The sequence below is a fragment of the Pseudomonas lutea genome (assembly GCF_000759445.1).
GTDB lineage: Bacteria > Pseudomonadota > Gammaproteobacteria > Pseudomonadales > Pseudomonadaceae > Aquipseudomonas > Aquipseudomonas lutea.
Map to the genome: position 1 here is coordinate 237,005 of NZ_JRMB01000003.1, position 24,594 is coordinate 261,598.

Annotated in this window: 15 protein-coding genes; 5 read left to right on the plus strand and 10 right to left on the minus strand. The window is 60.4% G+C overall.

What is annotated here, in order from left to right; translation table 11 throughout:
• The first annotated feature begins 80 nt into the window (after window positions 1-80).
• The 3 genes from LT42_RS21860 to LT42_RS21870 are packed head-to-tail and all read left to right on the plus strand — an operon-like array spanning window position 81 to window position 4,993.
• Window positions 81-1,430: a TolC family outer membrane protein gene (locus LT42_RS21860; protein WP_037018555.1), complete on the plus strand. Its 1,350-nt coding sequence runs from the start codon at window positions 81-83 to the stop codon at window positions 1,428-1,430.
• A gap of 46 nt (window positions 1,431-1,476) precedes the next feature.
• Window positions 1,477-3,630 carry a type I secretion system permease/ATPase gene (locus LT42_RS21865; RefSeq protein WP_037018118.1) on the plus strand — a complete coding sequence of 718 codons (2,154 nt, stop codon included), beginning with the start codon at window positions 1,477-1,479 and terminating at the stop codon, window positions 3,628-3,630.
• Entirely contained in the window at window positions 3,620-4,993 is a 1,374-nt protein-coding gene (locus tag LT42_RS21870; protein WP_037018120.1) for an HlyD family type I secretion periplasmic adaptor subunit, read from the plus strand. Before LT42_RS21865 ends, LT42_RS21870 begins: the two co-directional genes overlap by 11 nt.
• A 1,217-nt stretch (window positions 4,994-6,210) precedes the next feature.
• Here LT42_RS21870 and LT42_RS21875 read toward each other — a convergent pair.
• The 3 genes from LT42_RS21875 to LT42_RS21885 all read right to left on the minus strand — a co-directional run bounded on the left by LT42_RS21875 (window position 6,211) and on the right by LT42_RS21885 (window position 10,613).
• Window positions 6,211-6,501 carry a DUF2845 domain-containing protein gene (locus LT42_RS21875; RefSeq protein ID WP_052075368.1) on the minus strand — a complete coding sequence of 97 codons (291 nt, stop codon included), beginning with the start codon at window positions 6,499-6,501 and terminating at the stop codon, window positions 6,211-6,213.
• A gap of 26 nt (window positions 6,502-6,527) precedes the next feature.
• Window positions 6,528-9,485, minus strand: a complete 2,958-nt coding sequence (locus tag LT42_RS21880) for a DUF748 domain-containing protein (RefSeq protein ID WP_037018125.1) — start codon at window positions 9,483-9,485, stop codon at window positions 6,528-6,530.
• A gap of 111 nt (window positions 9,486-9,596) precedes the next feature.
• Window positions 9,597-10,613, minus strand: coding sequence for a class I SAM-dependent rRNA methyltransferase (locus tag LT42_RS21885; RefSeq protein ID WP_037018128.1), 1,017 nt, complete (start codon window positions 10,611-10,613; stop codon window positions 9,597-9,599).
• Between the two features lie 852 nt (window positions 10,614-11,465).
• Here LT42_RS21885 and mgtA point away from each other — a divergent pair.
• Window positions 11,466-14,195: a magnesium-translocating P-type ATPase gene (gene mgtA / locus LT42_RS21890; protein ID WP_037018130.1), complete on the plus strand. Its 2,730-nt coding sequence runs from the start codon at window positions 11,466-11,468 to the stop codon at window positions 14,193-14,195.
• Between the two features lie 221 nt (window positions 14,196-14,416).
• Here mgtA and LT42_RS21895 read toward each other — a convergent pair whose 3' ends face one another.
• Entirely contained in the window at window positions 14,417-15,595 is a 1,179-nt protein-coding gene (locus tag LT42_RS21895) for an acetyl-CoA C-acetyltransferase (protein WP_037018132.1), read from the minus strand.
• Window positions 15,596-15,933: 338 nt separating this feature from the next.
• On the opposite strand from LT42_RS21895, the gene LT42_RS21900 reads away from it, so the two are divergent.
• Window positions 15,934-16,503, plus strand: a complete 570-nt coding sequence (locus tag LT42_RS21900; RefSeq protein WP_037018135.1) for a hypothetical protein — start codon at window positions 15,934-15,936, stop codon at window positions 16,501-16,503.
• A gap of 96 nt (window positions 16,504-16,599) precedes the next feature.
• On the opposite strand, the gene pgi is transcribed toward LT42_RS21900, so the two are convergent.
• The 6 genes from pgi to LT42_RS21930 all read right to left on the minus strand — a co-directional run bounded on the left by pgi (window position 16,600) and on the right by LT42_RS21930 (window position 24,576).
• Complete coding sequence (gene pgi / locus LT42_RS21905) at window positions 16,600-18,264, minus strand: glucose-6-phosphate isomerase (RefSeq protein WP_037018137.1); 1,665 nt, start codon at window positions 18,262-18,264, stop codon at window positions 16,600-16,602.
• 342 nt (window positions 18,265-18,606) lie between these two features.
• Window positions 18,607-19,458 (minus strand): pantoate--beta-alanine ligase, encoded by an 852-nt coding sequence (gene panC, locus LT42_RS21910; protein ID WP_037018139.1) that lies wholly within the window; start codon window positions 19,456-19,458, stop codon window positions 18,607-18,609.
• Window positions 19,455-20,255, minus strand: coding sequence for a 3-methyl-2-oxobutanoate hydroxymethyltransferase (gene panB, locus LT42_RS21915; protein ID WP_037018141.1), 801 nt, complete (start codon window positions 20,253-20,255; stop codon window positions 19,455-19,457). The genes panC and panB overlap by 4 nt, the downstream gene beginning before the upstream one ends.
• Window positions 20,256-20,465: 210 nt before the next feature.
• Window positions 20,466-20,948 (minus strand): 2-amino-4-hydroxy-6-hydroxymethyldihydropteridine diphosphokinase, encoded by a 483-nt coding sequence (folK, locus tag LT42_RS21920; protein WP_037018143.1) that lies wholly within the window; start codon window positions 20,946-20,948, stop codon window positions 20,466-20,468.
• Window positions 20,949-20,954: 6 nt separating this feature from the next.
• A complete protein-coding gene (locus LT42_RS21925; protein WP_037018147.1) occupies window positions 20,955-22,352 on the minus strand; it encodes a polynucleotide adenylyltransferase PcnB in 1,398 nt (465 codons plus the stop codon).
• Between the two features lie 784 nt (window positions 22,353-23,136).
• The gene (locus LT42_RS21930) at window positions 23,137-24,576 is read right to left on the minus strand and encodes a sigma-54-dependent transcriptional regulator (protein ID WP_037018149.1); all 1,440 of its coding nucleotides are present in this window, start codon (window positions 24,574-24,576) and stop codon (window positions 23,137-23,139) included.
• Window positions 24,577-24,594 lie beyond the last annotated feature (18 nt).

The window sequence follows — 24,594 nt, forward strand, 5'->3', positions numbered from 1 at the left end:
TCACTTCAATGGCCATTTTTACGATGCGGCAGTGTGTATTGCTGCATTTTGAACAAGTACGTTCTCGGGAAATCACCAAAATGCGTAAGCACCTCTTCACTGCTGTACCCCTTATCCTTTGCGCCGGCTTCGTTCAGGCCCAGACCCTGCAGTCCGCCATGCAAAAAGCCATGGACGAACATCCCGAGGTGCAGGCCGGCATTAATGCCCGCATTGCCCAGGATTACGCGCTGCGCGCTGCAAGAGGCGGCTACCTGCCGCGTGTCGACGTGACGGCGGGCTACGGCCGTGCCGGTTCCGATACGCCAAGCACCCGCGCGTCGACCGGCCGTCACGATTACCAGACGCTGGACCGCGGCGAGGCGCAAATCCGTCTTCAACAGATGCTGTTTGATGGCTTTGCAACAAGTAACGAAGTTGCGCGTCAACAAGCTACCGCCAATTCCCGGGCGTATTCGCTGTTGAATACAACCGAACGTACCGCGTTGACAGTTGCACAGGTCTATCTGGATGTATTGACCCAACGTGAAATGGTTCGGCTGGCCGAAGAAAACCTGAAGAGCCACGAACGTATTTACGACCAAATCAAGTTGCGCACTTCCCGTGGTGTTGGCCGTATGGCGGACATGGACCAGGCCGATGCCCGTCTGGCACAGGCGCGCAACAACCTGATTACCGAACAAACCAACCTGGCCGACGCACAAACCAATTACTTGAGTGCCGTTGGTCTGGAAGCTGACCAACTTGAAGCGCCGTCGCCATTCGCCATGATGCCTGCCGATTTGAACGAAGCTCGCCGCCAGATGCTGGAAAACAGCCCGGTGCTGCGCTCGGCCGAAGCCGACATCGTTGCCGCGGAAAAGCAGTACACCTCGGCCCAGTCAAATTACTACCCACGTTTCGATGCAGAACTGGGCCGCAATGCCGATAACAACATTGGCGGCGACGAAGGCCACAACAATGGCTGGGAAGCCATGGTGCGCATGCGCTTCAACCTGTACGCAGGTGGTAGCAACAAAGCTGACCTGCAATCCAAGTCGTATCTGTCGAGCCAGGCACTGGATATCCGCAACAACGCGCTGCGTCAGTTGAACGAAGAACTGGGCCTGGCCTGGAACGCCTACAACAACGCCAACGCCCAGGTGCCGATCGCTCAGCAGTACGTCGAGCGTGCCGCGAGCGTGCGTACCTCATACCAGCAGCAATTCAGTCTGGGAGAGCGTACCCTGCTCGACCTTCTCGACAGCGAGAACGAGTTGTTCACCGCGCAACAGCGTCTGGTGCAACTGAAGAACCTGCAGACGTACACCCAATACCGCATCAAGGCGGACATGGGCACGCTGCTGAAAAGCCAGGGCGTTGTGGCGCCGATGGCATCGGTTGTGCAGAACGATGTGAAACCGACAGTTCAGCTGCCGGGCATGAACTGATTCTTGACGGAGTCAGCTTCTTTTAACTGTTAAAGAGAGTGTCAGCGTGGACTTGGAATTACCTTCGGCTCAATTAGGTCATGATCCACGCAGCCAGCACGACGACCCCTTACTCGATGGGCTGTTGACACTCTGTGCCTTGCACCACAAGCCGGCGAGCCGGGCGATGCTGACCACCGGTCTGCCATTGCCCGAGCAACGCCTGAGCCCGGATTTGCTGCCTCGCGCCGCTGCCCGGGCCGGCTTGCAGGGACGCTTGCTGCAACGCAAGCTCACCCAGATTCCCGAAATCGCTTTGCCAGCCCTGCTCCTTTTGAAAGAAGGGCGCTCTGCCGTGCTGCTGGGTTGGGAGGGCGAATCGGCCCGCCTGCTGATCAGCGAAAGCAACGGTGGTGAAGTGCTGATCGAAACTCAGGCCCTGATGCAGGACTACAGCGGCCGGGTGTTTTTCGCACAACCGCAACACAAATTTGACGTGACCCAGGGCTCGCTGATCCCACGCGCTCGTTCCTGGTTCAAAGACACCCTCAAGCTGTCGCGCTGGCTTTACGTCGACGCGATCGCCGCCAGCTTCGTGATCAACCTGATTGCGCTGGCCACCCCTCTGTTCGTGATGAACGTCTATGACCGCGTCGTGCCCAACCAGGCCACCGCAACCCTGTGGGTGCTGGCGACCGGTATCTGCGGCGCTTTCATTTTCGATCTGTTGCTCAAGGGCCTGCGCAGTTTGTGCTTGGACCTGGCCGGCAAGAAAACCGACTTGATCATCTCCGCCACGCTGTTCGAGCGCATCGTCGGCATGGCGATGAAGTTTCGCCCGGCGCGAGTCGGCAGTTACGCCCAGAACATCCATGAGTTTCAGGGCATGCGCGACTTTCTCACGTCGCTGACCCTGACCAGCCTCATCGACCTGCCGTTCACGCTGATCATCCTGTTGGTGATCGCGCTGCTGGGCGGGCACCTGGTGTGGATTCCGATCATTGCCTTCCCGCTGGCACTGGGGATTGGTCACTTCCTGCAAAAGCCGCTGACGTCCACCCTTGAGCGCACCATGGCGCTGGGTGCCGAGCGTCAGTCGAGCCTGATCGAAACCCTCGCTGGCCTCGACGCGGTGAAGGTCAACAACGCCGAAAGCGAGCGTCAGTATCAGTGGGAACACACCATCGGTACGCTCAGCCGCCTCGAATTGCGCGTCAAGGTGCTTTCCGGTCTGGCCATGAACATCACGTTGCTGATTCAGCAACTGGCGGGTGTGGCGATGATCTGCTTCGGCGTCTACATGATCATGGACGGCGTCCTCAGCATGGGCGGCCTCGTGGCGTGCTACATGCTCAGCGGCCGTGCGCTGGGCCCGCTGGCGCAATTGTCCGGCCTGCTGACGCGTTATCAGCAAGCCAAAGTGACCATGGTTTCTGTGGACCAGATGATGGAGTTGCCGCAAGAGCGCAACTTCGACGAGCGCCCGCTCAGCCGTCAGGTTCTGCAAGGCGCGATGGAGTTCCGCAACCTCGAATTCACCTACCCGAACCAGCAGAACCTTGCGCTGCGCAACATCAATCTGGTGATCCGCCCTGGCGAGAAGGTCGGCATCATCGGCCGCAGCGGCTCGGGCAAGAGCTCGCTGGCCAAGCTCTTGGTGGGCTTGTATCAGCCGGACGAAGGCTCGTTGCTGGTCGACGGCGTGGACATTCGTCAGATCGACGTCAGCGAGGTGCGTCACAACATCGGTTACGTCGCTCAGGACATTCAGTTGCTGTCCGGTACCTTGCGCGACAACCTGATTTCCGGTGCGCGCTATGTCGACGACGAGATGGTGCTGCAGGCCGCCGAACTGGCCGGCGTGCATGAATTCGCCAGCCTGCATCCACAAGGTTATGAACTGCAGGTCGGTGAGCGCGGGCAAAACCTCTCGGGGGGGCAGCGGCAGAACGTCGCCCTTGCGCGCGCCTTGTTGCTCGATCCGCCGATCCTGTTGCTCGACGAACCGACCAGCGCCATGGACAACACCGGCGAAGAACGCCTGAAGCAGCGTCTGCATGGCGTTGTGGAGAAAAAGACCGTGATTCTTGTGACACACCGAGCCTCGTTGCTCAGCCTGGTTGATCGCCTGATAGTCATTGACCGCGGCCAGATCGTGGCAGACGGCCCGAAAGCCGCCGTTATGGAAGCGTTGAAGAAGGGGCAGATCAGTGTTGCTTAAATCAGGTCCAAATTCCGGTGGCGGCATCTTCGGCTACTTCAAAGGCTCGCCTTCGCTGGAAGGCCAGGCGCTCCCCGAAGTCAAAAAGGCTCTGGTGGACGACGCCCCGCGCATTGTCCGGCTGACCATCTGGGCAGTGATCCTGTTCTTTGTGTTTCTGATCGTTTGGGCCAATTACGCCGTGATCGATGAAGTGACGAAGGGCGAGGGCAAGGCCATCCCTTCGACCAAGATTCAGAAAATCCAGAACCTGGAAGGCGGCATCGTCGCGCAGATCTACGCCCATGACGGCGAAATCGTTGATGCCGGCGCACCGTTGATCCGTCTGGACGATACCCGTTTCGCTTCCAACGTGGGCGAGACCGAGGCCGACCGTCTGGCGATGCAGCTGCGCGTCGAGCGTCTGAGCGCCGAGGTTGACGATCGTCCGCTGAACATCAGCGCCGAGGCGCGCAAGTTGGTGCCCAATCAGGCCTCCAACGAAGAGTCGCTGTACAAGAGCCGTCGCCAGCAACTGGTGGATGAAATCGGTGGTTTGCAGCAGCAGTTGATTCAGCGTCAGCAAGAGCTTCGCGAATTCGGCTCCAAGCAGGAGCAATACCGCAGCAGCCTCGGCTTGTTGCGCCAGGAAATCGGTATGTCCGAGCCGTTGGTGGCGCAGGGCGCGGTCTCGCCGGTGGACATTCTGCGGCTCAAGCGTTCGGAAGTGGAAACCCGCGGCCAGCTGGACGGCACCACACTGGCGATCCCGCGTGCACAAGCGGCCATTGCCGAAGTGCAGCGCAAGATCGACGAAACCCGTGGCAAATTCCGCAGTGATGCCCTGACTCAGTTGAACGAAGCCCGTACCAATCTGGCCAAGGCGCAGTCGACCGCGAAGGGGCTTGAGGACCGGGTCAACCGGACAATGGTGACCTCACCGGTGCGTGGCGTGGTCAAGCAGATGCTGGTCAATACCGTTGGCGGTGTGATTCAGCCGGGCAGCGACATCGCCGAAATCGTCCCGCTGGATGACACCCTGCTGGTTGAAGCGCGTATTCGTCCACAGGACATTGCCTTTCTGCACCCGGGGCAGGAAGCAATGATCAAGTTCACGGCCTACGACTACACCATTTATGGTGGCCTTAAAGGCAAGCTGGAACAGATCGGCGCCGACACGATTCAGGACGAAGAGAAGAAGAACACCTTCTACGTAATCAAGCTGCGCACCGACCGCAGCCACCTGGGCACTGACGAGCACCCGCTGCTGATCATCCCCGGCATGGTCGCTTCGGTGGACATCATCACCGGCAAGAAAAGCATCCTGAGCTACCTGCTCAAGCCAGTCTTGAAAGCCCGCGCCGAGGCACTGCACGAGCGTTGATGGCGGTTCGTTGACTCAAAGGGACATGCTTTGCTACGGGTGGGACCGGCTTCAGCCGGGAAGGCGCGGGGTGTGATACTGCAAATTCAGGGGGTTCATACGGGCCCCTTCCCGGCTGAAGCCGGTCCCACAAAAAGTGACGCGGCGCGCCTGCCGGTGCGGCAGGCTTGAGTTCCCGGGGTCATAAACACAGATCCGACTGCCCACCGCGCACTACCAGTGGGACCGGCTTCAGCCGGGAAGGCGTAATAAGACGCGCCACCATTTCCCGCGTTTGCTATCAATCCTCACCAGTCGACCGCCTTCGGATCTCAAGCTTTAATGGATCCCTGGAGCTTCGCCAGCAGAAAGGCGGTTTTTACGGTGACCATCGAGCCTCGCCCAGCACAAAGCCGTTTTAACGGGGACCATGAAACTTCGCCGGCAGAAAGCCGTTTTTACGGTGACCCCGGGGCCTCGCCGAACACAAATCTGTAGGAGCCGGCTTGCTGGCGAATCGGGTTGCCCAGTCTCCGCAGCATTGAATGCCCCACCCGGTTCGCCAGCAAGCCGGCTCCTACAGAGGTTTCAAGGCCCGGTGCCACTGAGCAGCAGTGACGTGGGCAATCACTTCCCGCGTTTGCTATCAATCCTCACCAAACGCCCGCCTTCGGATCTCAAAAGTTACGGGGACCAAGAAACTTCGCCGAGCACAAAGCCGTTTTAACGGGGACCATGAAACTTCGCCGGCAGAAAGCCGTTTTTACGGTGACCCCGGGGCCTCGCCGAACACAAATCTGTAGGAGCCGGCTTGCTGGCGAATCGGGTTACCCAGTCTCCGCAGCATTGAATGCCCCACCCGGTTCGCCAGCAAGCCGGCTCCTACAGAGGCTTCAAGGCCCGGTGCCCCTGAGCAGCAGTGGGGTGGGCAATCACTTCCCGCGTTTGCTATCAATCCTCACCAGTCGACCGCCTTCGGATCTCAAAAGTTACGGGGACCAAGAAACTTCGCCGAGCACTAAGCTGTTTTAACGGCGACCATGGAACCTCGCCGAACACAAAGCCGTTTTTACGGTGACCCCGGGGCCTCGCCGAACACAAATCTGTAGGAGCCGGCTTGCTGGCGAATCGGGTTGCCCAGTCTCCGCAGCATTGAATGCCCCACCCGGTTCGCCAGCAAGCCGGCTCCTACAGAGGTTTCAAGGCCCGGTGCCCCTGAGCAGCAGTGGCGTGCGCGGTCACTTTCCGCGTTTGCTATCGATCCTCACTAGTCGGCCGCCTTCAAACCTCAGGTACTGGTACATCCCGTTGCTGGGGCCGTAGATCCATTCCTGGACCTGTACCTGGTCCACCTGGCGGTAGTGATTCACGGTTTCCTTGTAGCCGATGATGTCCTGGCTGACGGGCTGGCCGCATTTCTGCTGCACTTCAAACATACGGTCACCCACGCTGATCAGCTGGCTGCCGCACCGCAGCGTGTCCGCCAGGGCCGCGCCGCTTAATGCGGTCAGCACCAGGATCAGCGTCATGCCTGCCTTTGCGTTCTTCAAAAGTCTCACTCGCTGTCGAGGTGAAGGGGTGTGACAACGCGGCCATCTTTTTCTGGCTGGCCGAGGCGGGTGTCGATGAAGTACACCCGCTCATCCGCCAGTTGTCCCTTGTCCACCAGATAATCCTTGATGCTTCCGGCGCGCGACTGCCCAAGCTGACGCAGCAGCAACGCGCTCGAACTCCAGGAGGTGAGCACGGCGTCACGCAGTTTGTTCTGGCGTTCCTCCTTGCCCAGCTCTACCCACTGCGCCGGTGGTTGCTGCTTCAGACGAGTGCGGTAAATGCCCTCAAGCATCGGCGCCTTTTCATCTTCCGGTACCGTCAGGTCACTGGGCTGTGCCGGGACCTTGTCGCCTCGGCGCTGAAGAATCTTGTAGTAGGTGCTCTGGTATTCGCGTTCCAGCCGTTGCCGGGCGATCAGCGGCCCATCGCTCGTCTCGGCGGCAGCGCCTTCAATCTCCAGACGCAACGCCGGACGCGCTTTCAACCCCGCGGCCAGCTTGTCCAGCGATGCCATCGCCTCGGGGCTGAGTTCATCAGCGCCCGGTGCGAAGGCAACCGTGCCGAGGTCTTCGGAGCCGCCACCGTTGATCAACCCGCCAATGAACTTGAACGGCGACGCCGCTGCTTTCACCAACAGGTTGCGCAGGGTTTGCCAGACGATCGGCATCACGCTGAACTGCGGGTTGTTCAGATCGCCGGTCACCGGCAGCTCAATGGAAATTTTGCCATCGGTGTCTTTAAGCAGCGCGATGGCCAGCTTCAGCGGCAAATTCACGGCGTCCGGGCTATCCACCTTCTCGCCGAGTTGCAGTTGCTCGACCACGACTTTGTTCTCGGCCTTGAGCTGGCCCTTGGTGATCAGGTAATGCAGGTCGAGATTCAGGCGCCCCTTGCGGATTCGATAACCGGCGAACTTGCCGGAGTAGGGCGTCAACGTCGTCAGTTCGACACGCTTGAAGCTCGTGGCGATGTCCAGGCTGGCCATCGGGTTGAAGGGGTTCAGCGCGCCTTTGATTGTTACTGGCGCATAGCGATCAACCTTGCCGGTGATGTCGACCGACGCGGGCTTGTCCTGGCGGTTATCCAGCGTGCCGATCTTGCCGTTGAGCTGCTGAACGGCCGTGGCGAAGTTGGGCGTGAGGCTGAAGTCGGCGAAGTTGGCCGAGCCGTTGCTGATATTGACCTCGCCGATGCGGATACCCATCGGTTTTTCAGTACTGGCGGTGGCCTTGGTTTTCGCCGGGGCCGGCGACTTGTCAGCGGGTTGGGGCACCAGCAAGTCATCGATGTTGGTCGAACGATCGTCGGCAATCATGAATCGCGCATATGGCTGGTCCAGGCTCACGGATGCGATGTTCAGGCTATCGCCAAGCACGAAGTTCAGTCCGTCTACGTTCAGCCGTTGCCACTTCACGAAGTCCCGCGACTTCAACGTGTCGAGGGTGTGCAGCTGATCGACCTGCGCTTTACCTGTGATGCCCAGCGCCAAGGGCTCTGTGCTTTTCAAGTCAATCGCCAGATCGGAATTGAGCATGCCGCTGCGCACTTCCAGACGAATGAACGGCGTGACGTAGGACTGCGCGACGCGCAAATCGATATCGCGGGTGGTGACATTGAGGTTGGCCCGAACCGGTGCCAGATTGACTTCGCCCTCGGCCGTCAGCTTGCCCTGCTTGCCCACGGCGGTGTCGAGCTTGAGCTTGAAGGGCGACTGATTGAGGCTGTCGAAGCCGGTGAGATCAACATTCAGTGGGCCCACGTCGATGGCGACCGGCTCCTTCGGCACCTTATCCGCGAGATGAATGCGGTAGTCGCGCAATTGCGTATCGCGCAGCAGCACTTGCCAGGGTTTGCTCGCCGTGGTGGGTTTGCTTTGGGCGGTGGTTTCGCTTCCCGTGGCGGTGGCAGGTTGATTTTTGTCAGCCTCGGCTTTTTTTGCCTGCGCCTTGGAGGGCTGGCTGGCGAACAGTTTCTGCCAGTCCAGCTCGCCGTCCGACTCTCGGGTCGCCCAGGTTTCCAGGCCTTCGCTGCGAATCTTGCCTACGGTGACACGCTGTTTGGCCAGGTCGATGGAGGTTTCGCTTACGCTCAGTTTCTTCAGGCGCGCCAACGGTCTGCCGTCCGGCGCGTCAATGGCGAATGGGGCAACGCTCAGCGAGGTGTTGTCCAGCAGCAGCTCGGTTTCTTTGGCCAGACTGAGTGTGTAGTGGGTATTGAAATTCAGCACGCCGTCCTTGAGCACCAGCGGCAGGGCGTCGCGCACGTAAGGCCACCAGACTTTCATCTTGCCGTCGGTGACTTTGAGTGTGCCCTCCGAGGCAATGGGCACCAGGCTGATGCGCCCGACCCAGTCGATCTGACCGCCCTCGGGGCCTGCTGCGACCAGGGTCATGTCGGCGTTGTCTTCAGGCAGCGTGCTGAGGTTTTTCAGCTCGAAGTTCAACGCGTCGTAGAGGAACTCAATGGGCTCGCTGGGGCGCAGGTCCTGGAAATGCACGTAACCGTCGGCCAGCTTGATTTCGCCGATGCGCAACGGAAAGGGCTTGCTCGGGGGCTCGTCGGCTTTGGCGGGTTCGCTGGCGGGCAGCTTGAACAGGCCGGCAAGGTTGAGCGTGCCGTCTTTGGCAAACAGCAGTTCGGTTTTGGGTTTATCAAGTTCGACGGCCTTGAGGTGCAGCGCCTTGGTCCACAGGCTGTCGATTTGCAGATTGGCGTAGAGCCGTGCAAAACCGAGCTGTTCCTTGCCTGGCGCCCCGACGTTCAGGCCCCAGAGGGTGACTTCGAGGCTGTACGGGTTGAGCTCAAGCCGGTCGAGACGGGCCGGCACCGTGGCATAGTTTGCCAACTGCTGATTGACGATTCGCAGTGCAACGCCTGGAAGGATCAAAAACCCCAGCACGCTGTAAAGGGCGAAAAGGGCCAGCAGTGCGCCGAGGGCGCGTTTCAATCCTTTGGGCATGTAAGTCGCCGACTCGCTCGATGGGAGGTGCTTGGAGTATGGCACGCCAATCTGGTTCCAAGGCCAGTTGCCTCAGTCGCTGTGGGAAACTTCCTTAACTCTCAAAATGCTTCAGAGCTGCAAGATCAACGTCTTAAGTGGCGGCTGTTGGTCGTGCGACGGAAAGTCGGCGCCCGGGGTCAGCACTTGGCAGTCACGCACCGGGCGGCCACTTTTGCTTGCACACCGCAGCACCTGGTCGCGCCAGTCATCCATGCTGACTTTTGCCAGGTTGTTGCAGCAGATCAGCACGCCGTTTTCGGCGGTTGTCAGCAAGGCTGGCTTGAGCAGGCTTTGGTAATCACGCAACAGATCGACCGTGCCGAAGGCGCTTTTGGCCCAGGCCGGAGGGTCAAGCAGGACCAGGTCATATTGGCGCTGCTCGAGGCGCACGTAAGGGGGCAGTTTATGGCCGCGACGGGAGGCGATGGGCAGACCGGCGAGTTGGCGAATGGCCGGGAAGTAGTCCGACTGCACGAACTGCATCGTTGGCAGCTGCGGATTGAGCAGGCCGTTCTCTCGCCCGACCGCCAGGTTGCCTTCGGCGAAATCCAGATTGCACACCTCGCTCGCGCCGCCTGCCGCTGCGCTCAGACCAACGCCGCAGGTGTAGGCGAACAGATTGAGCACGCTCTTGCCGGCGGCATGCTGCTTGACCCAGCCCCGTGCGTTGCGCAGGTCGAGAAACAGCAGCGGATCCTGACCGGCGTGGCGCCCGCGAACGCGGTAATTCAAACCCCACTCATGACCTACCAGATCCGCCAGCGCGGCGTCTTCGGCTTTGTACACGGGATCGGTCCGGTCAACCCGCGAGTTGCCTTGGGAGCGGTCGTTGTAGACCAGCAGCAAATCAAGGCCAAGCCGCGCATTGACGGCAGCGTGCAGCGCGAGCAGGGAGTCGCGGTCCAGTGTGGTGTGGAAGCTCTGGACCAGCAATTGCGGGCCGTAACGATCGACCGTCAGGCCGCTCGCGCCTTCCTGGCTGCCATGAAACAGCCGATAACAGTCGGTGCCCTGGGCGTGCAGCTCTGCGATCAGGGATTGACGATTATCGAGGACGACGCTGAGCGCCTGAATCAACGAAGACATGCACGGCCTTGGAGCAGGAATAGGGCGTGCGAGTTTATCAGCTAGGCCAATACCGGTGTTCGACCCGTTTGGCCAGCGCGCTCGTTGTTAACCGCACCATTGAGGCAGTCCGGACTGCCGCCTTCGCCAGCGAGCCGGCTCCTACAGGTTTTGTTTAACCTGCGCAGTCCTCAATGCCCCGCCGATCATTTGTAGGAGCGCGCTTGCCCGCGAACGCGTCATTTCATTCACCCGATACTCGCGTGGACCACCAAATTCCCCCATCCACCGCACACGCACTGTAGGAGCCGGCTTGCTGGCGAAAGCGCCCGTTCAGGCAGCCTATTTGCCGACTGATACACCGCATTCCCGGGCAAGCGCGTTCCTGCAAAGGGTGTCTGACGTCGGTTCCTGAACCTCTCCTGAAGGCAACGGCTTTATCCCCCGCATGGCGCATGCTGGCGATTTACTCTCATACAACCCGGGCGTATTCTTCGCCCGTTTTCAACCAATGCGGAGACCCACAGTGGGTACTTGTTCGAGTGACAGACGTCAGCCGGTGATAGAGACCGGCCAATCCTCGGCTCGATAACGCGCAGTTTTTCCGCTGCCGCTATCTCGCCGACCACGTGAGAAGCGGCAGTGCCCGCAGCCTCTGTCCAGAGCCTGCGCTGTTGCCCTTTCCCTGACGCCCAAACCTGCGTGATGACCGACGCGTCTGCCGTTCGTCTGCGCATCGGACGCGCGCGGCCTCTGGTCGTGCGTGGCCGCCTGCGGGGCCTGCTTGTAACGAGCATGGCCCGAAGGTCGGCCGTACCTGCTCAAGGTTCCTGTGCTTTAGCTCCAGCAGCCTTCAGTCCAGGGGACACAGCCATGAAATACACCCTCCTGAAAGAATTCCTCGCAGACCTCCTGCGCTCGCGCACCCTCGGCAGGCACTTCCGTCGCCTGGCGACCCTCGACAGCGTGGCCGAAACCACCGTCAGCCGCGAAGTCCCGCCCACACTTGCGCAAACCCTGACCCGGGGCGCCAGCAGCGATGTGCCCGAATTGCTCGCGCGCCTGAACAGTCACCCCGACGGCCTCAGCGAAACCGAAGCGCAGGATTTGCGCGCTCGGCATGGCCTCAACGAGGTCGAGCACGAACAGCCGCAGCCTTGGTGGGTGCACCTGTGGCACTGCTACAAAAACCCGTTCAACCTGCTGCTGACGCTGCTGGCGTTTATCTCGTGGCTGACCGAAGACATGAAAGCCGCCACGGTGATTTTCTCCATGGTGGTGTTGTCCACGCTGCTGCGCTTCTGGCAGGAGGCCCGCTCCAATCAGGCAGCGGACGCGCTCAAGGCAATGGTCAGCAACACGGCGACCGTCATGCGCCGCGCCGACAGCACAGCCTCCGGCGACGCAAGGCAGAAACGCATCGAGCTGCCCATCAAGCAATTGGTGCCGGGCGATCTGATCGTGTTGTCCGCTGGCGACATGATCCCAGCGGACTGCCGCGTGCTCATCGCCAAGGACCTGTTCGTCAGCCAGGCTGCCATGACAGGCGAATCCATGCCGGTTGAAAAATTCGCCCGGCGTCAGGATGTGGATACCGGCAACCCGCTGGACCTGGAGAACATCCTGTTCATGGGCACCAACGTGGTGTCTGGCGCGGCGACCGGGGTCATCCTCGCCACCGGTAATCACACGTATTTTGGCGCCCTGGCGCAGCGGGTCAGTGCCACCGACCGCGCGCCGACCTCGTTCCAGGCCGGGGTCAACAAGGTCAGCTGGCTGCTGATCCGCTTCATGTTCGTGATGGCGCCGCTGGTGCTGTTCATCAACGGCTTTACCAAGGGCGACTGGATGGAAGCCTTGCTGTTCGCGCTGTCCATTGCCGTGGGATTGACCCCTGAAATGCTGCCCATGATCGTCACCTCGACCCTGGCAAAAGGCGCGGTCTTCCTGTCGCGCAAGAAAGTCATCGTCAAGCGTCTCGACGCCATTCAGAACTTCGGTGCCATGGACGTGCTGTGCACCGACAAGACCGGCACCTTGACCCAGGACAAGATTTTCCTGGCCCGCCATGTTGACGTGTGGGGCGATGAATCCGACGACGTTCTGGAAATGGCCTACCTCAACAGCTACTACCAGACCGGGCTGAAAAACCTGCTGGATGTTGCCGTGCTGGAGCACGTCGAAATTCACCGGGCGCTGCAAGTGGGCACTGCATTCAGCAAGGTCGACGAGGTCCCGTTCGACTTCAATCGTCGGCGCATGTCCGTGGTGGTACAGCAGCAGGGCGAGGCGCACGTGTTGATCTGCAAAGGTGCGCTGGAAGAGGTGTTGAGCGTGTGCAACCGCGTGCGCCACGGTGATGCCGAAGAAGCGCTGACCCCTGAATTGCTGGAGCGCATCGTGCAGGTCACTGCCGCGTTCAACGAAGAAGGCCTGCGCGTGGTGGCTGTGGCGGCGCGCGCCATGGAAGCAGGGCGCGATGTTTACGGCCTGGCCGACGAAAGCGACCTGACCCTCATCGGTTACGTGGCGTTTCTCGATCCACCCAAGGAAAGCACCGCGCCGGCCTTGAAGGCGTTGGCCGAGCATGGTGTCGCGGTGAAGGTCTTGACCGGCGACAACGAACGCGTTACTGCCAAGATCTGCCGAGAGGTCGGCCTGGAACGTCAAGGCCTGCTGTTGGGCGGCGACATCGAACGCATGAGCGATGCCGAACTCGCGGTTGCCGTCGAGACCACCAACGTGTTTGCCAAACTGACGCCTTCCCACAAAGAGCGCATCGTGCGGCTGCTCAAAGCTAACGGCCACGTGGTGGGGTTCATGGGCGACGGGATCAACGACGCGCCCGCGCTGCGTACCGCCGACATCGGTATTTCCGTGGACAGCGCGGTGGATATCGCCAAGGAAGCGGCGGACATCATCTTGCTGGAGAAAAGCCTGATGGTGCTGGAGGAGGGCGTGCTGGAAGGCCGGCGGACCTTCGCCAACATGCTCAAGTACATCAAGATGACGGCCAGTTCAAACTTCGGCAACGTGTTCTCGGTGCTGGTGGCCAGTGCGTTCATCCCGTTCCTGCCGATGCTGCCCATGCACCTGCTGGTGCAGAACCTGCTGTACGACATTTCGCAGATTGCCATCCCGTTCGATAACGTCGACGAGGAACTGCTGAAGAAGCCGCAGCGCTGGCAGCCCGCCGACGTAGGACGCTTCATGCTGTTTTTCGGGCCTATCAGCTCGATCTTCGACATCACCACTTTTGCGGTCATGTGGTACGTGTTCGGCGCCAATACACCAGAGCACCAGACCCTGTTCCAGTCCGGCTGGTTTGTGGTGGGTCTGCTGACACAAACGCTGATCGTACACATGATCCGCACGCCGAAGATCCCGTTCCTGCAGAGCCGTGCAGCGATGCCGCTGATGATAATGACCGGGGTGATCATGGCGGTGGGCATCTTCCTGCCGATGGGCCCGCTGGCGCACTACTTCAAACTGCAGGCGTTGCCACCGCTGTACTTCGTCATCTTGCCGGTCATTCTGATTGCGTACGTGGCGCTGACCCAGGCAGTAAAAGGGTTTTATGTGCGCAAGTTTGGCTGGCAGTGACGGGTCTGCGCCTCTGCTTGGGGCATGTCGGACGGATGTGACAAGGCGGCGCGCAATGTGTAGGAGCGCGCTTGCCCGCGAAGGCGTTGTGTCAATTTGCCCACGAACATCTGGAAGGACGCATTCGCGGGCAAGCGCGCTCCTACAGTTCGTGCTTTGACTGCGATTGGGGCGGTGTCAGGGGGCGACGGCGAAATTGATCGCCGTCGCATCGGCCTTCGTTAACGCGCCAGCGCCAACGCCACGCCCTGTCCACCGCCAATGCACAGCGTCGCCAAGCCCTTTTTCGCGTCGCGCTTGATCATCTCGTGCAGCAACGTCACCAGCACGCGGCAGCCCGATGCGCCGATCGGGTGGCCGATGGCAATGGCACCACCGTTGACGTTCACCTTGTCCATGTCCCAACCCAACTCCTTGCCCACCGACAGGGATTGCGCAGCGAACGCCTCGTTGGCTTCGATCAGGTCCAGCTCTTCCAGCGACCAGCCGGCCTTGTCCAGGCAGCGGCGGGTTGCGCTCACCGGGCCAATGCCCATGATCGCCGGGTCTACGCCGGCGTTGGCGTAGGCGGCAATGCGTGCCAGCACCGGCAAACCCAGCGCCTCGGCCTTGTTGGCGCTCATCAGAATGACCGCCGCTGCGCCGTCGTTGAGTGACGACGCATTCCCGGCCGTTACCGAGCCCTCTTTCTTGAAGGCCGGCTTGAGCTTGGCGAGCGATTCAGCGGTTGTGCCAGCGCGTGGCTGCTCGTCGGTCGCGAAGGACAGCGGATCGCCTTTGCGCTGAGGGATCAGAATCGGCGTGATCTCGTCGACAAAACGCCCGGCCTCAATGGCCGCAGCGGCCTTCTGCTGAGAAGCGGCGGCAAACGCGTCCTGCGCCTCGCGGCTGATCTGGTATTTCTCGGCGAGGTTCTCTGCCGTGATGCCCATGTGGTAGTCGTTGAAAGCATCCCACAAGCCGTCGCTGATCATCGTGTCGATCATGGTTGCGTGGCCCATGCGCAGACCCGTGCGCGCGCCCGGCAGAACATAGTTGGCCAGGCTCATGTTCTCCTGCCCGCCGGCGATGATCACCTCTGCATCGCCGCAACGGATCGCCTGGGTCGCCAGGTGCAGTGCTTTGAGGCCCGAGCCACAGACTTTATTCAGCGTCATGGCCGGCACAGCGAACGGCAAGCCCGCCTTGATAGCGGCCTGGCGTGCGGGGTTTTGCCCGGCGCCGGCTGTCAGCACCTGGCCCATGATGACTTCATCAACCTGCGCACCGTCCAGGCCAGTCTGCGCCAGGAGTTGGCGAATGACCGCCGCGCCCAGTTCCACTGCAGGAATATTCGCCAGCGAACCCTGGAAACTGCCCACGGCGGTGCGAGTGGCGGCAACGATTACGACGTCTTGCATGGTGCTAATCCTCAGCAATGGGGAAGCTGCGCCGGCCTGCGTTTGAAGAGGCATAAAAGAGAGGGCGGGCAGCGGAATCAAGGGGTGCATGGTTGCATGAATGACGATGGTAATTTAAGCCCTTTGTCGGCAGGACGACCGAATAGAGGTCGGACCGAGTCTGCGGTCAAACCTGCTCTTGAGCTTCTCCTTCCAGTCGTGCGGCTGTCCTACGGAAACATACGACAAAACGTGTCTCGGCTTCCCACGGGAATCGGGGATGGGGCTGATTTCCGCCTCAGTTCAAGGCATGGACAATCGCCGGCCATCCCATAGCTGACCTTTCAGGAGCCACTCTTTTGCCGAACCCCAACCATGGCGACCAAAGCGGCGACCATAGCCTGAACGTAGGCGTCGGTGATTTTCGTGGCGCCAACGTCAATATCAGCAACAGCGAGCGGCCCACGTTCACACCCGAGCAGCTGTACATCGAGCGTCACCCGGCATTCGGTGGCCGCAGTCTGGACAGCAGCAGCGTTTCCAGTTTCGGCTACATCACCGGAGCCGCCAGCCTGATCGGGTTGTACTTCACGGTATTCCAGCCGCCCCTGGGCGGTCAGAGCTCGTGGTCGACGTTCTTCATGTTTTCATTCGTCGTCGCGGTCATGGCTGTTGCAATGTCGGCGGTGCTGCGTCGGCGAAAGTTTGACCATTTTTTCGGATCGCGACATTACCTTGAGATGAGTCAAAACGGCCGCTTGGCTGTCAATCGCCTGACCGCGCAATGCCCCTGGTGCGGGTCGTTGATGCACTTGCGTCACGTCGGCCCCAAGGAAGGGCCCCGAGAAGACCTGTTTTTGTGTGAGCGCAATCCACGCCAGCACACCATTCAGCTTGACCCGACGGCGCTGCCGGATCTCGAGGACTGAGCCGAATCACTAAAGCCCATATGTACAAAACCCGCTGCCTCTTGCGAGGAGCGGGTTTTGTTTGCCTCAGGTGGGTTACCTACAGCAAGCCAGGTATCAGCCGCGGTGACGACCGCGGAAGTAATTGATCAGGCCTTGAGTCGAAGCGTCTTCGGCATTGGTCTCTTCGGTGCCGACAAGTCGGCTGTAAACGTTTTTGCCCAGTTCCTTACCCAGTTCCACACCCCATTGGTCGAAGGCGTTTGTGCCCCAGATAACGCTTTGCACGAACACCTTGTGTTCGTACATCGCGACCAGCGCGCCCAGACGGCGAGGGCTGATGCGCTCGACGACAATGGTGTTGCTCGGGCGATTGCCTGGGATGACTTTGTGCGGCGCGACGCGCTTCACTTCGTCTTCCGCGACGCCCTTGGCGCGCAGCTCGGCCTCGGCCTCGGAGCGGGTCTTGCCCTGCATCAATGCCTGGCTCTGCGAGAGGCAGTTGGCATACAGCCACTGGTGGTGGTCGGACACCGGGTTGAAGCTGACGATCGGCACAATGAAGTCAGCCGGGATCATCTGGGTGCCCTGGTGCAGCAACTGGTGGTACGCATGCTGACCGTTTGCCCCCACGCCGCCCCAGATCACCGGGCCCGTGTCGGTTTTGACCGGCACGCCGTCCTGGCGAACGCTTTTGCCGTTGGATTCCATGTCCAGCTGCTGCAGGTGCTTGGTGATATTGCGCAAGTAGTGGTCGTACGGCAGGATCGCGTGGCTTTGCGCCCCCCAGAAATTGCCGTACCAGACACCCAGCAGGCCCAGCAGAACCGGCATGTTTTCTTCAAATTCGGCGTTCTGGAAATGCTGGTCCATGGTGTAGGCGCCGGACAGCAGCTCCTTGAAGTTGGACATGCCGATCGCCAGGGCGATAGGCAGACCGATTGCCGACCACAGCGAATAACGGCCGCCGACCCAGTCCCACATCGGGAAGATGTTTTCTTCACGGATACCAAACGCCACTGCGGCGGCATTGTTGCTCGATACAGCGATGAAGTGGCGATACAGCTCTGCCTCCGAACCACCTTGCGCCAGATACCAGGCGCGGGCCGCCGTGGCGTTCTTCAGCGTTTCCAAGGTGGTAAAGGTCTTCGACGAAACGATGAACAGCGTGGTCTCGGCGCGCAGTTTTTGCGTCAGCTCGTGCAGCTCAGTGCCGTCGATGTTCGCCAGATAATGGCAGCGAACGCCTTTCTGCGCGTAGGACAGCAGCGCTTCGGACACCAGCTCAGGGCCCAGGAAAGAGCCGCCAATACCGATGTTCACCACGTCGGTGATCGGCTTTTCGGTGTAGCCGCGCCACAGCCCATCGTGGATGCGCCCGACCAGGTCAGTGATCTGATTGAGCACTTTGTGGACTTCCGGCATCACGTTGACGCCGTTGACCAGCAGCTTGTCGCCGACCGGACGACGCAGCGCGGTGTGCAGCGCTGGTCGGCCTTCGGAGGCGTTGACCAACTCGCCGTCGTACTGCGCCTTGATGGCTTCTTTCAAGCCGACTTCATTGGCCAGATCGACCAACAGCTGTCGGGTTTCGGCCGTGATGAGGTTTTTTGAGTAGTCGAGGAACAGCCCGGCACTGCTGAGGGTGAATTCGTCGAAACGCTTGGGGTCTGCGTTGAACGCCTCGCGCATGCTGAAATTCTGCATCGCTTTGCGGTGATCGTTGAGCGCCTGCCAGGCGGGCAGAGTCGTAACGTCATGAGGAGTGCGGTAGTACGCCATCGCTGCGGGTTTCCTTGTACTTGAACTGCTCTTTTGGACACTGAAAAGCAGGATTGGACATGAATTCGTGGGTGCATCGGAGACTAGTCCCCGGCAACGCCGATGTCTGCGCCTTGCTTTACCTTTGCTCGGTACTTTTTCTCACAGGGTAATTGCCGGTGTGACACGAACTGTATCGGTATGGCATTGCAGGTAAGTCGAAAGTTCATCGCCAGCGCCCGTAACTCGCTGGCTGGGCTGCAACCGTGGCACGGCGCAATGAGCATAGGCGCAGATGGTCATCCGATCACGTGACTTTTGCTTCATTCAGGAACGGATGCTACCTGGCGCCGCAGGGGCTGGTTACTCCTTGACCAGATGCAGGTTGTCGATCAAGCGAGTCTTGCCCAGAAACGCAGCGCCCAGCACGACCAGATCCTGGTCCTCCGAGGTCGCAGGGCGCAGGCTGACGGCGTTGCGAATCTCAAGATAGTCCGGACGAAAACCCGCCGCTTCGAGTGCCTTCACGCCGTCGCTCAGCAGTTGGTCATGGTTCTGGTCGCCGCTTCGCAAGGCGTCGCCGATCTGCTTGATCACACGGTACAGGGCAGGCGCCGCAGCGCGTTGGTCTTCGCTCAGGTAGCCATTGCGTGACGACAGGGCCAGGCCGTCGGCGGCACGCACGGTGGGTTCGCCGATGATCTGAATGGGCATGTTCAGGTCGCGCACCAATGCGTTGACGACCGCCAGTTGTTGAAAGTCTTTCTGGCCGAAAATTGCGATGTCCGGCTGGACCATGTTGAACAGCTTGCTGACCACCGTAGAGACACCGTCGAAGTGGCCGGGTCGGCTGCCGCCGCACAGGCCCTCGGAAACCACCGGTACGCGAACGATGGTCTGATCGGCCATGCCGTGCGGGTACATCTCATCGACGGTCGGCGTGAACAGCAGATGGCAACCGGCCTGGAGTAGCTGCTCCTGATCGGCCGCCAGCGTGCGCGGGTAAGAAGCCAGGTCTTCGCTGGGGCCAAATTGCAGCGGATTGACGAAGATGCTGGCGATCACGAAATCGGCACGCTGCACCGCTTTGGTCACCAGCGCGATGTGGCCACTGTGCAGGTTGCCCATCGTGGGCACCAGGGCAATGCGCTTGCCTTCACTGCGCGCGCGGGCAACGGCGGCGCGCAGTTCGCGAACGGTTTTGACTGTGTTCATGCCGAGAATCCGTGTTCTGGGGCGGGGAAGCTGAGGTCTTTGACCGCACGAACATACGCGCTGATCGCTGACTGAATGTCCGGCTGGCCGGTCATGAAATTCTTCACGAACTTGGGTACACGGCCGGTGATCGACAACCCGAGCATGTCGTGCAGGACAAGCACCTGGCCATCCGTGTCGATGCCGGCGCCAATACCGATGACCGGAATCTTCACGGCGTGGGTGATTTCCTGGGCCAACTCGGTGGGCACACACTCCAGCAAAATCATCGCCGCGCCCGCTTGTTCCAGCGTGATGGCATCGGCACGCATCTGCCGTGCCTGCGCTTCCTGACGGCCCTGCACTTTGTAACCGCCGAGCACGTTTACCGCCTGAGGCGTCAGCCCCATGTGCGCGCACACCGGAACGCCGCGCTCGGCCAGCAGCCGGATTGAATCCGCCAGCCACGCCGCGCCCTCGATCTTGACCATGTGCGCCCCGGCCTGCATGAGCATGGCGCTGTTGGCGAAGGTCTGGTCAGGGGTGGCGTACGACATGAACGGCAAGTCGACAAGAATAAGAGCGCCCTGATTGCCGCGTTTGACGCCAGCCACGTGGTACGCCATCTCGGCGGTGGTCACCGGCAAGGTGCTGTCATGGCCTTGAAGGACCATGCCCAGCGAGTCGCCGACCAGCAGGACTTCAACACCTGCCTGGCTGGCGGTATGGGCAAAAGTTGCGTCGTAGCAGGTCAGCATGGTGATTTTTTCACCTTTCTGCTTCAGGGCCAGCAGGGACGTAACGGTGATGTCGGGCATGGAAAGTCCTCATTCAGGCGCTGTGAATACTGCGGCGAGCAACGCGTGATTCATCTTGGGAAGCAGGCACATCGTCGTTTCGCGATGTTTGCAACGGCCTGTTCCGCGCCTTGTGGCCGGTCGCCCGGCTTTGGGACGCTTATCTTCGTGAGGAGGGGGCGCGAAGTCAATTCCAGGTGTGACGGCTGCACGTGGGCACCCGCCATTGCTCTAGCTCGGCAATCGCTCAAGGCCTTCGAACGGGCATCCGGCCAGCAAATCATCCAGCCGACGGCCATCGGCAAAGGTCAGACCGGGCGCCAGTTCGGCGAGCGGATACAGCACGAACGCGCGCTCCTGCATTTGATAGTGCGGCACCTTCAAGCGTGGTTCGTCGATGAGGCGGTTGCCGAACAACAGGATGTCGAGGTCCAGCGTGCGCGGCCCCCAGCGTTCCTGCCGCTCGCGGCCCTGCTGATTCTCGATGGCCTGCAACGCATCGAGGAGCGCCAGCGGGGGAAGCGATGTGTCGAGGGCCGCAACGGCGTTGGTATAGCGCGGCTGACCCGGCAGCAGCGAGTCGCTGGCATAGAAGGAAGACACTCCTGACAGGCTGCTTTGCGCCAGCCGGGCCATTGCCTTGAGCGCGTCGCGCAGTTGCTCTTCTGGATCGGCCAGATTACTGCCCAGGCCGATATAAACGCGCTCGATCATCAGCTCTTATTCCGAACCGTCGACGCCAGCGCGTTTGCGCTTTCCGCTGCTGCTGCGACGGCGTTTGCGCGGCCCCTGACCAGTGGCATCAGGCTTGCTGCCCAGGTCGCGAATCATGTCGCGGCGACCCGAATCGTTGGCGTCCTGATATTCGGTCCACCACTCACCGAGTCCGTCGGTTTCTTCTCCGGCGGATTCGCGCAGCAACAGGAAGTCATAACCGGCGCGGAAACGCGGGTTTTCAAGCAGCAGGTCAGCGCGCTTGCCGGAGCGACGTGGCAGACGCTCCTGCATGTCCCAGATCTCGCGGATCGGCAGCGTGAACCGTTTTGGGATCGCGATACGCTGACATTGTTCGGTGATCAATTCGTGCGCCGCTTCCTGCATGGCGGGAATCGGCGGCATGCCGCGTTCCTGCAGACGCAGCACGCGAGCGGGCAGGGCGGGCCACAGCAAAGCGGCAAACAGGAAAGCCGGTGTGACCGGTTTGTTCTGTTTAATGCGCAGGTCAGTATTGGCCAGCGCCTCGCTGATCAGCGTGTGGGTGTAAGTGGGGTTGTATTCCAGCGCCTTGGAACTGGCCGGGAACAGCGGCTCGAACAGTTCGAGATCCACAAGCATTTCGAACGTGGCTTCCGCGTACCCCGAGAGAAACAGCTTCAGCACCTCCTCAAACAGACGTGCAGAGGGGATGTCGCGCAGCATTGGCGCGAGCGGACGAATCGGCGTTGCGCTGTGTTTTTCGATGCCGAAATCCAGCTTGGCGGCAAACCGCACGGCCCGCAGCATGCGTACCGGGTCTTCCTTGTAACGCTGTTGCGGGTCGCCGATCAGGCGGATCAGGCGATTGCGGATGTCGTGGACGCCGTTGGCGTAGTCGAGCACGCGCTCGGTGACCGGGTCGTAGTAAAGCGCGTTGATGGTGAAGTCCCGGCGCTGGGCGTCGTCTTCCAGCGTGCCGTACACGTTGTCACGCAGGATGCGCCCGCTCTCGTTGCGTGATGACTGGTTGCTGTCTTCATCTTCGTCGTCAATCGGATGATTGGCGCGGAACGTAGCGACTTCGATGATTTCACGTCCGAAATGGATGTGTACCAGCTTGAAGCGACGGCCGATGATGCGGGCGTTGCGGAACTCGGCGCGGATTTGCTCTGGCGTGGCGCTGGTGGCAACGTCGAAATCCTTGGGAGTGATGCCAAGCATCATGTCGCGGACGCAGCCGCCAACCAGATACGCTTGATAGCCCGCGGTCTGCAAGCGCTCGACGATGTTCACCGCATAGCGGCTGAATTGATTGCGTTGCAACGAATGCTGGCTGCTGCTGAGCACCTCAGGCGTTGTGCGCACGTGTTGCTGCGGCTTGCGCAGTGGGGAACGGAATGACTGGAACAGCTTCTTCAGCATGGGATGCACTGTTTGAAGGAATATTCGGCCAATTTCGAAGAGTGACCGCACGATGGGCGGGGATTCTAGCATTTAGTCGGGGGATGGTGTAGGAGGCAGCGCATCGGACGGGTGAGCGCCTTGACTGCAAGGGGGCAGCGGCGGGAAATCGGCTATCAACAGCGGGTGCGAGGTGCGGCGGGCGGGGATTAAAACGCGGATGCTACTGGGGGAGCCGAAGCTCCCCCAAAGTGCGTGCTCTTATTTTTATTGTCTGATGGGCTTTTTATTTTTGTTGACCGCCCATTCACGGCTTTCGCCAGTGAACTCTCCCAATCGGGAGTCAAGAGCAAACGGATTGCTTTGGTCGCTGTGCGGCAGTGATCTCTCGATCCAACCAGTTCAGGCTCTACCTAAGGGTAGTTTTTGTTGTTCTCGGCCTGGTTGCGGGACAAGTCCCAAATGCAACGCCTCTCCAAAAGAATCAGTTAGCTGCGCCTCCGCCGTGTTGTTTTTGTTATGCGTGAGTCGATTCGTCTTGTTTTTATTATGTTGGTTTTGCGGGTGACTGATTTTTGTTGTTCTTGTACGAATACCTATAGCAGTACCTGTGCCAACTTTCGCAAACCTGGCTGCAAGCCTTTGAAATCAAGGGTGTGGCAAATTGACGCTATTTTCCGCCGGCGAAAAAAAACCGGGGAGTCGTTACCGTATGCCCCGGTTTTGTTACGTCCTGTTCCTGCGCGGTAACAGTTTTTTCACATCGTCTGTAACCCGCGTGCCAGAGCCTTGCGCATGCCCAGCCTCAGGTCTCGCTCGCCACGCCGGTCTTGCGGCGGGGGATGCCCAGCCGTTGGCGACGCTCCCACAGGCACTTGCGACTGACGCCCAGCTTGCGTGCCAGTTCGGTTTCGGTCATGTGGTCCTGATGCTCCAGAACGAAATGCTGGAAATAATCTTCAAGCGATAGATCTTCAGTCGGCTCGCCGGCAGTGGAGCTCGACGAGCCCGCCGTTTGTGGTGCAAGGCCGATAAACTCGTTTACATCGAGATCGCTCAGCTCGATGTCGATGCCCAACAGTTCAGCAGAGATCTCCGGGCTTTCGCACAGGATTACCGCGCGCTCCACAGCGTTCTCCAGCTCTCGTACGTTGCCAGGCCACGAATATTGCCGAATCGCCAGTTCCGCATCCGGGGCGAAGCGCAGGTCAGTCCGCCCGGCTTTTGCGCTCTGCCGTGCAAGAAACGCGGTTGCGATTTCGTTCACGTCCGCGCCGCGTTCACGCAACGCAGGCAGCTTGAGGGCGATAACGTGCAGACGGTAGTACAAGTCCTCACGGAACTGGCCGACTTTGGCCAGGCTCTTGAGGTCGCGGTGGGTCGCTGCGATCAGCCGCACATCGACTTTTTGCGACTGTACCGAGCCCACCCGGCGTATCTCGCCTTCCTGGAGCACGCGCAGCAATCGCGCCTGCGCTTCGAGCGGCAGTTCGCCAATTTCGTCCAGAAAGAGCGTCCCGCCGTCCGCAGCCTCGACGAGGCCGGCACGCCCGGCACTGGCGCCGGTGAACGCGCCTTTTTCATGGCCAAACAGTTCGGATTCGATAAGCGATTCAGGAATCGCCGCACAGTTTACCGAAATCATCGGTGCCTTGGCGCGCCGCGAAAGGTTATGCAACGCACGAGCGACCAATTCCTTGCCCGTGCCGGACTCGCCCTGAATCAACACATTGGAGTCAGTCGGCGCGACTTTACGGATCTTGCTGTACATGTCCTGCATGGGCGGGCAGGAGCCGATGATGCCTATCTCGCCATTGCTGTTGTCAGGGCCGGCCTTGTCGCCGGTCGCAACCTTGCTCGTGGCCGCGCGCTCGGCCTGCATGCTCTGCAGGGTCTGGCGATCGCGCAGGATGCGCGAGACAGCCTGAAGCATTTCGTCGTGGTCGAAGGGTTTGGCGATGTAATCAACCGCGCCCATTTTCATCGAATCCACTGCCGAGCGCAGGCTGGCGTAGCTGGTCATGATCAGCACCGGCTTGCCCTGACCCAGCTTGATCAGCTCGGTGCCGGGTGCGCCGGGCAGGCGCAAATCGCTGACGATCAGGTCAAACGAGGGAATACTGAAACGTTCCTGAGCTTCCTGCACGGACCCGGCTTCGCTGACTTGGTATTGGTTGCGTTCCAGCAGCCTGCGCAGGGCGGAGCGGATAATGGTTTCGTCTTCAACGATCAAAATGTGGGGCATTGATTCGGTTCTCTCGAC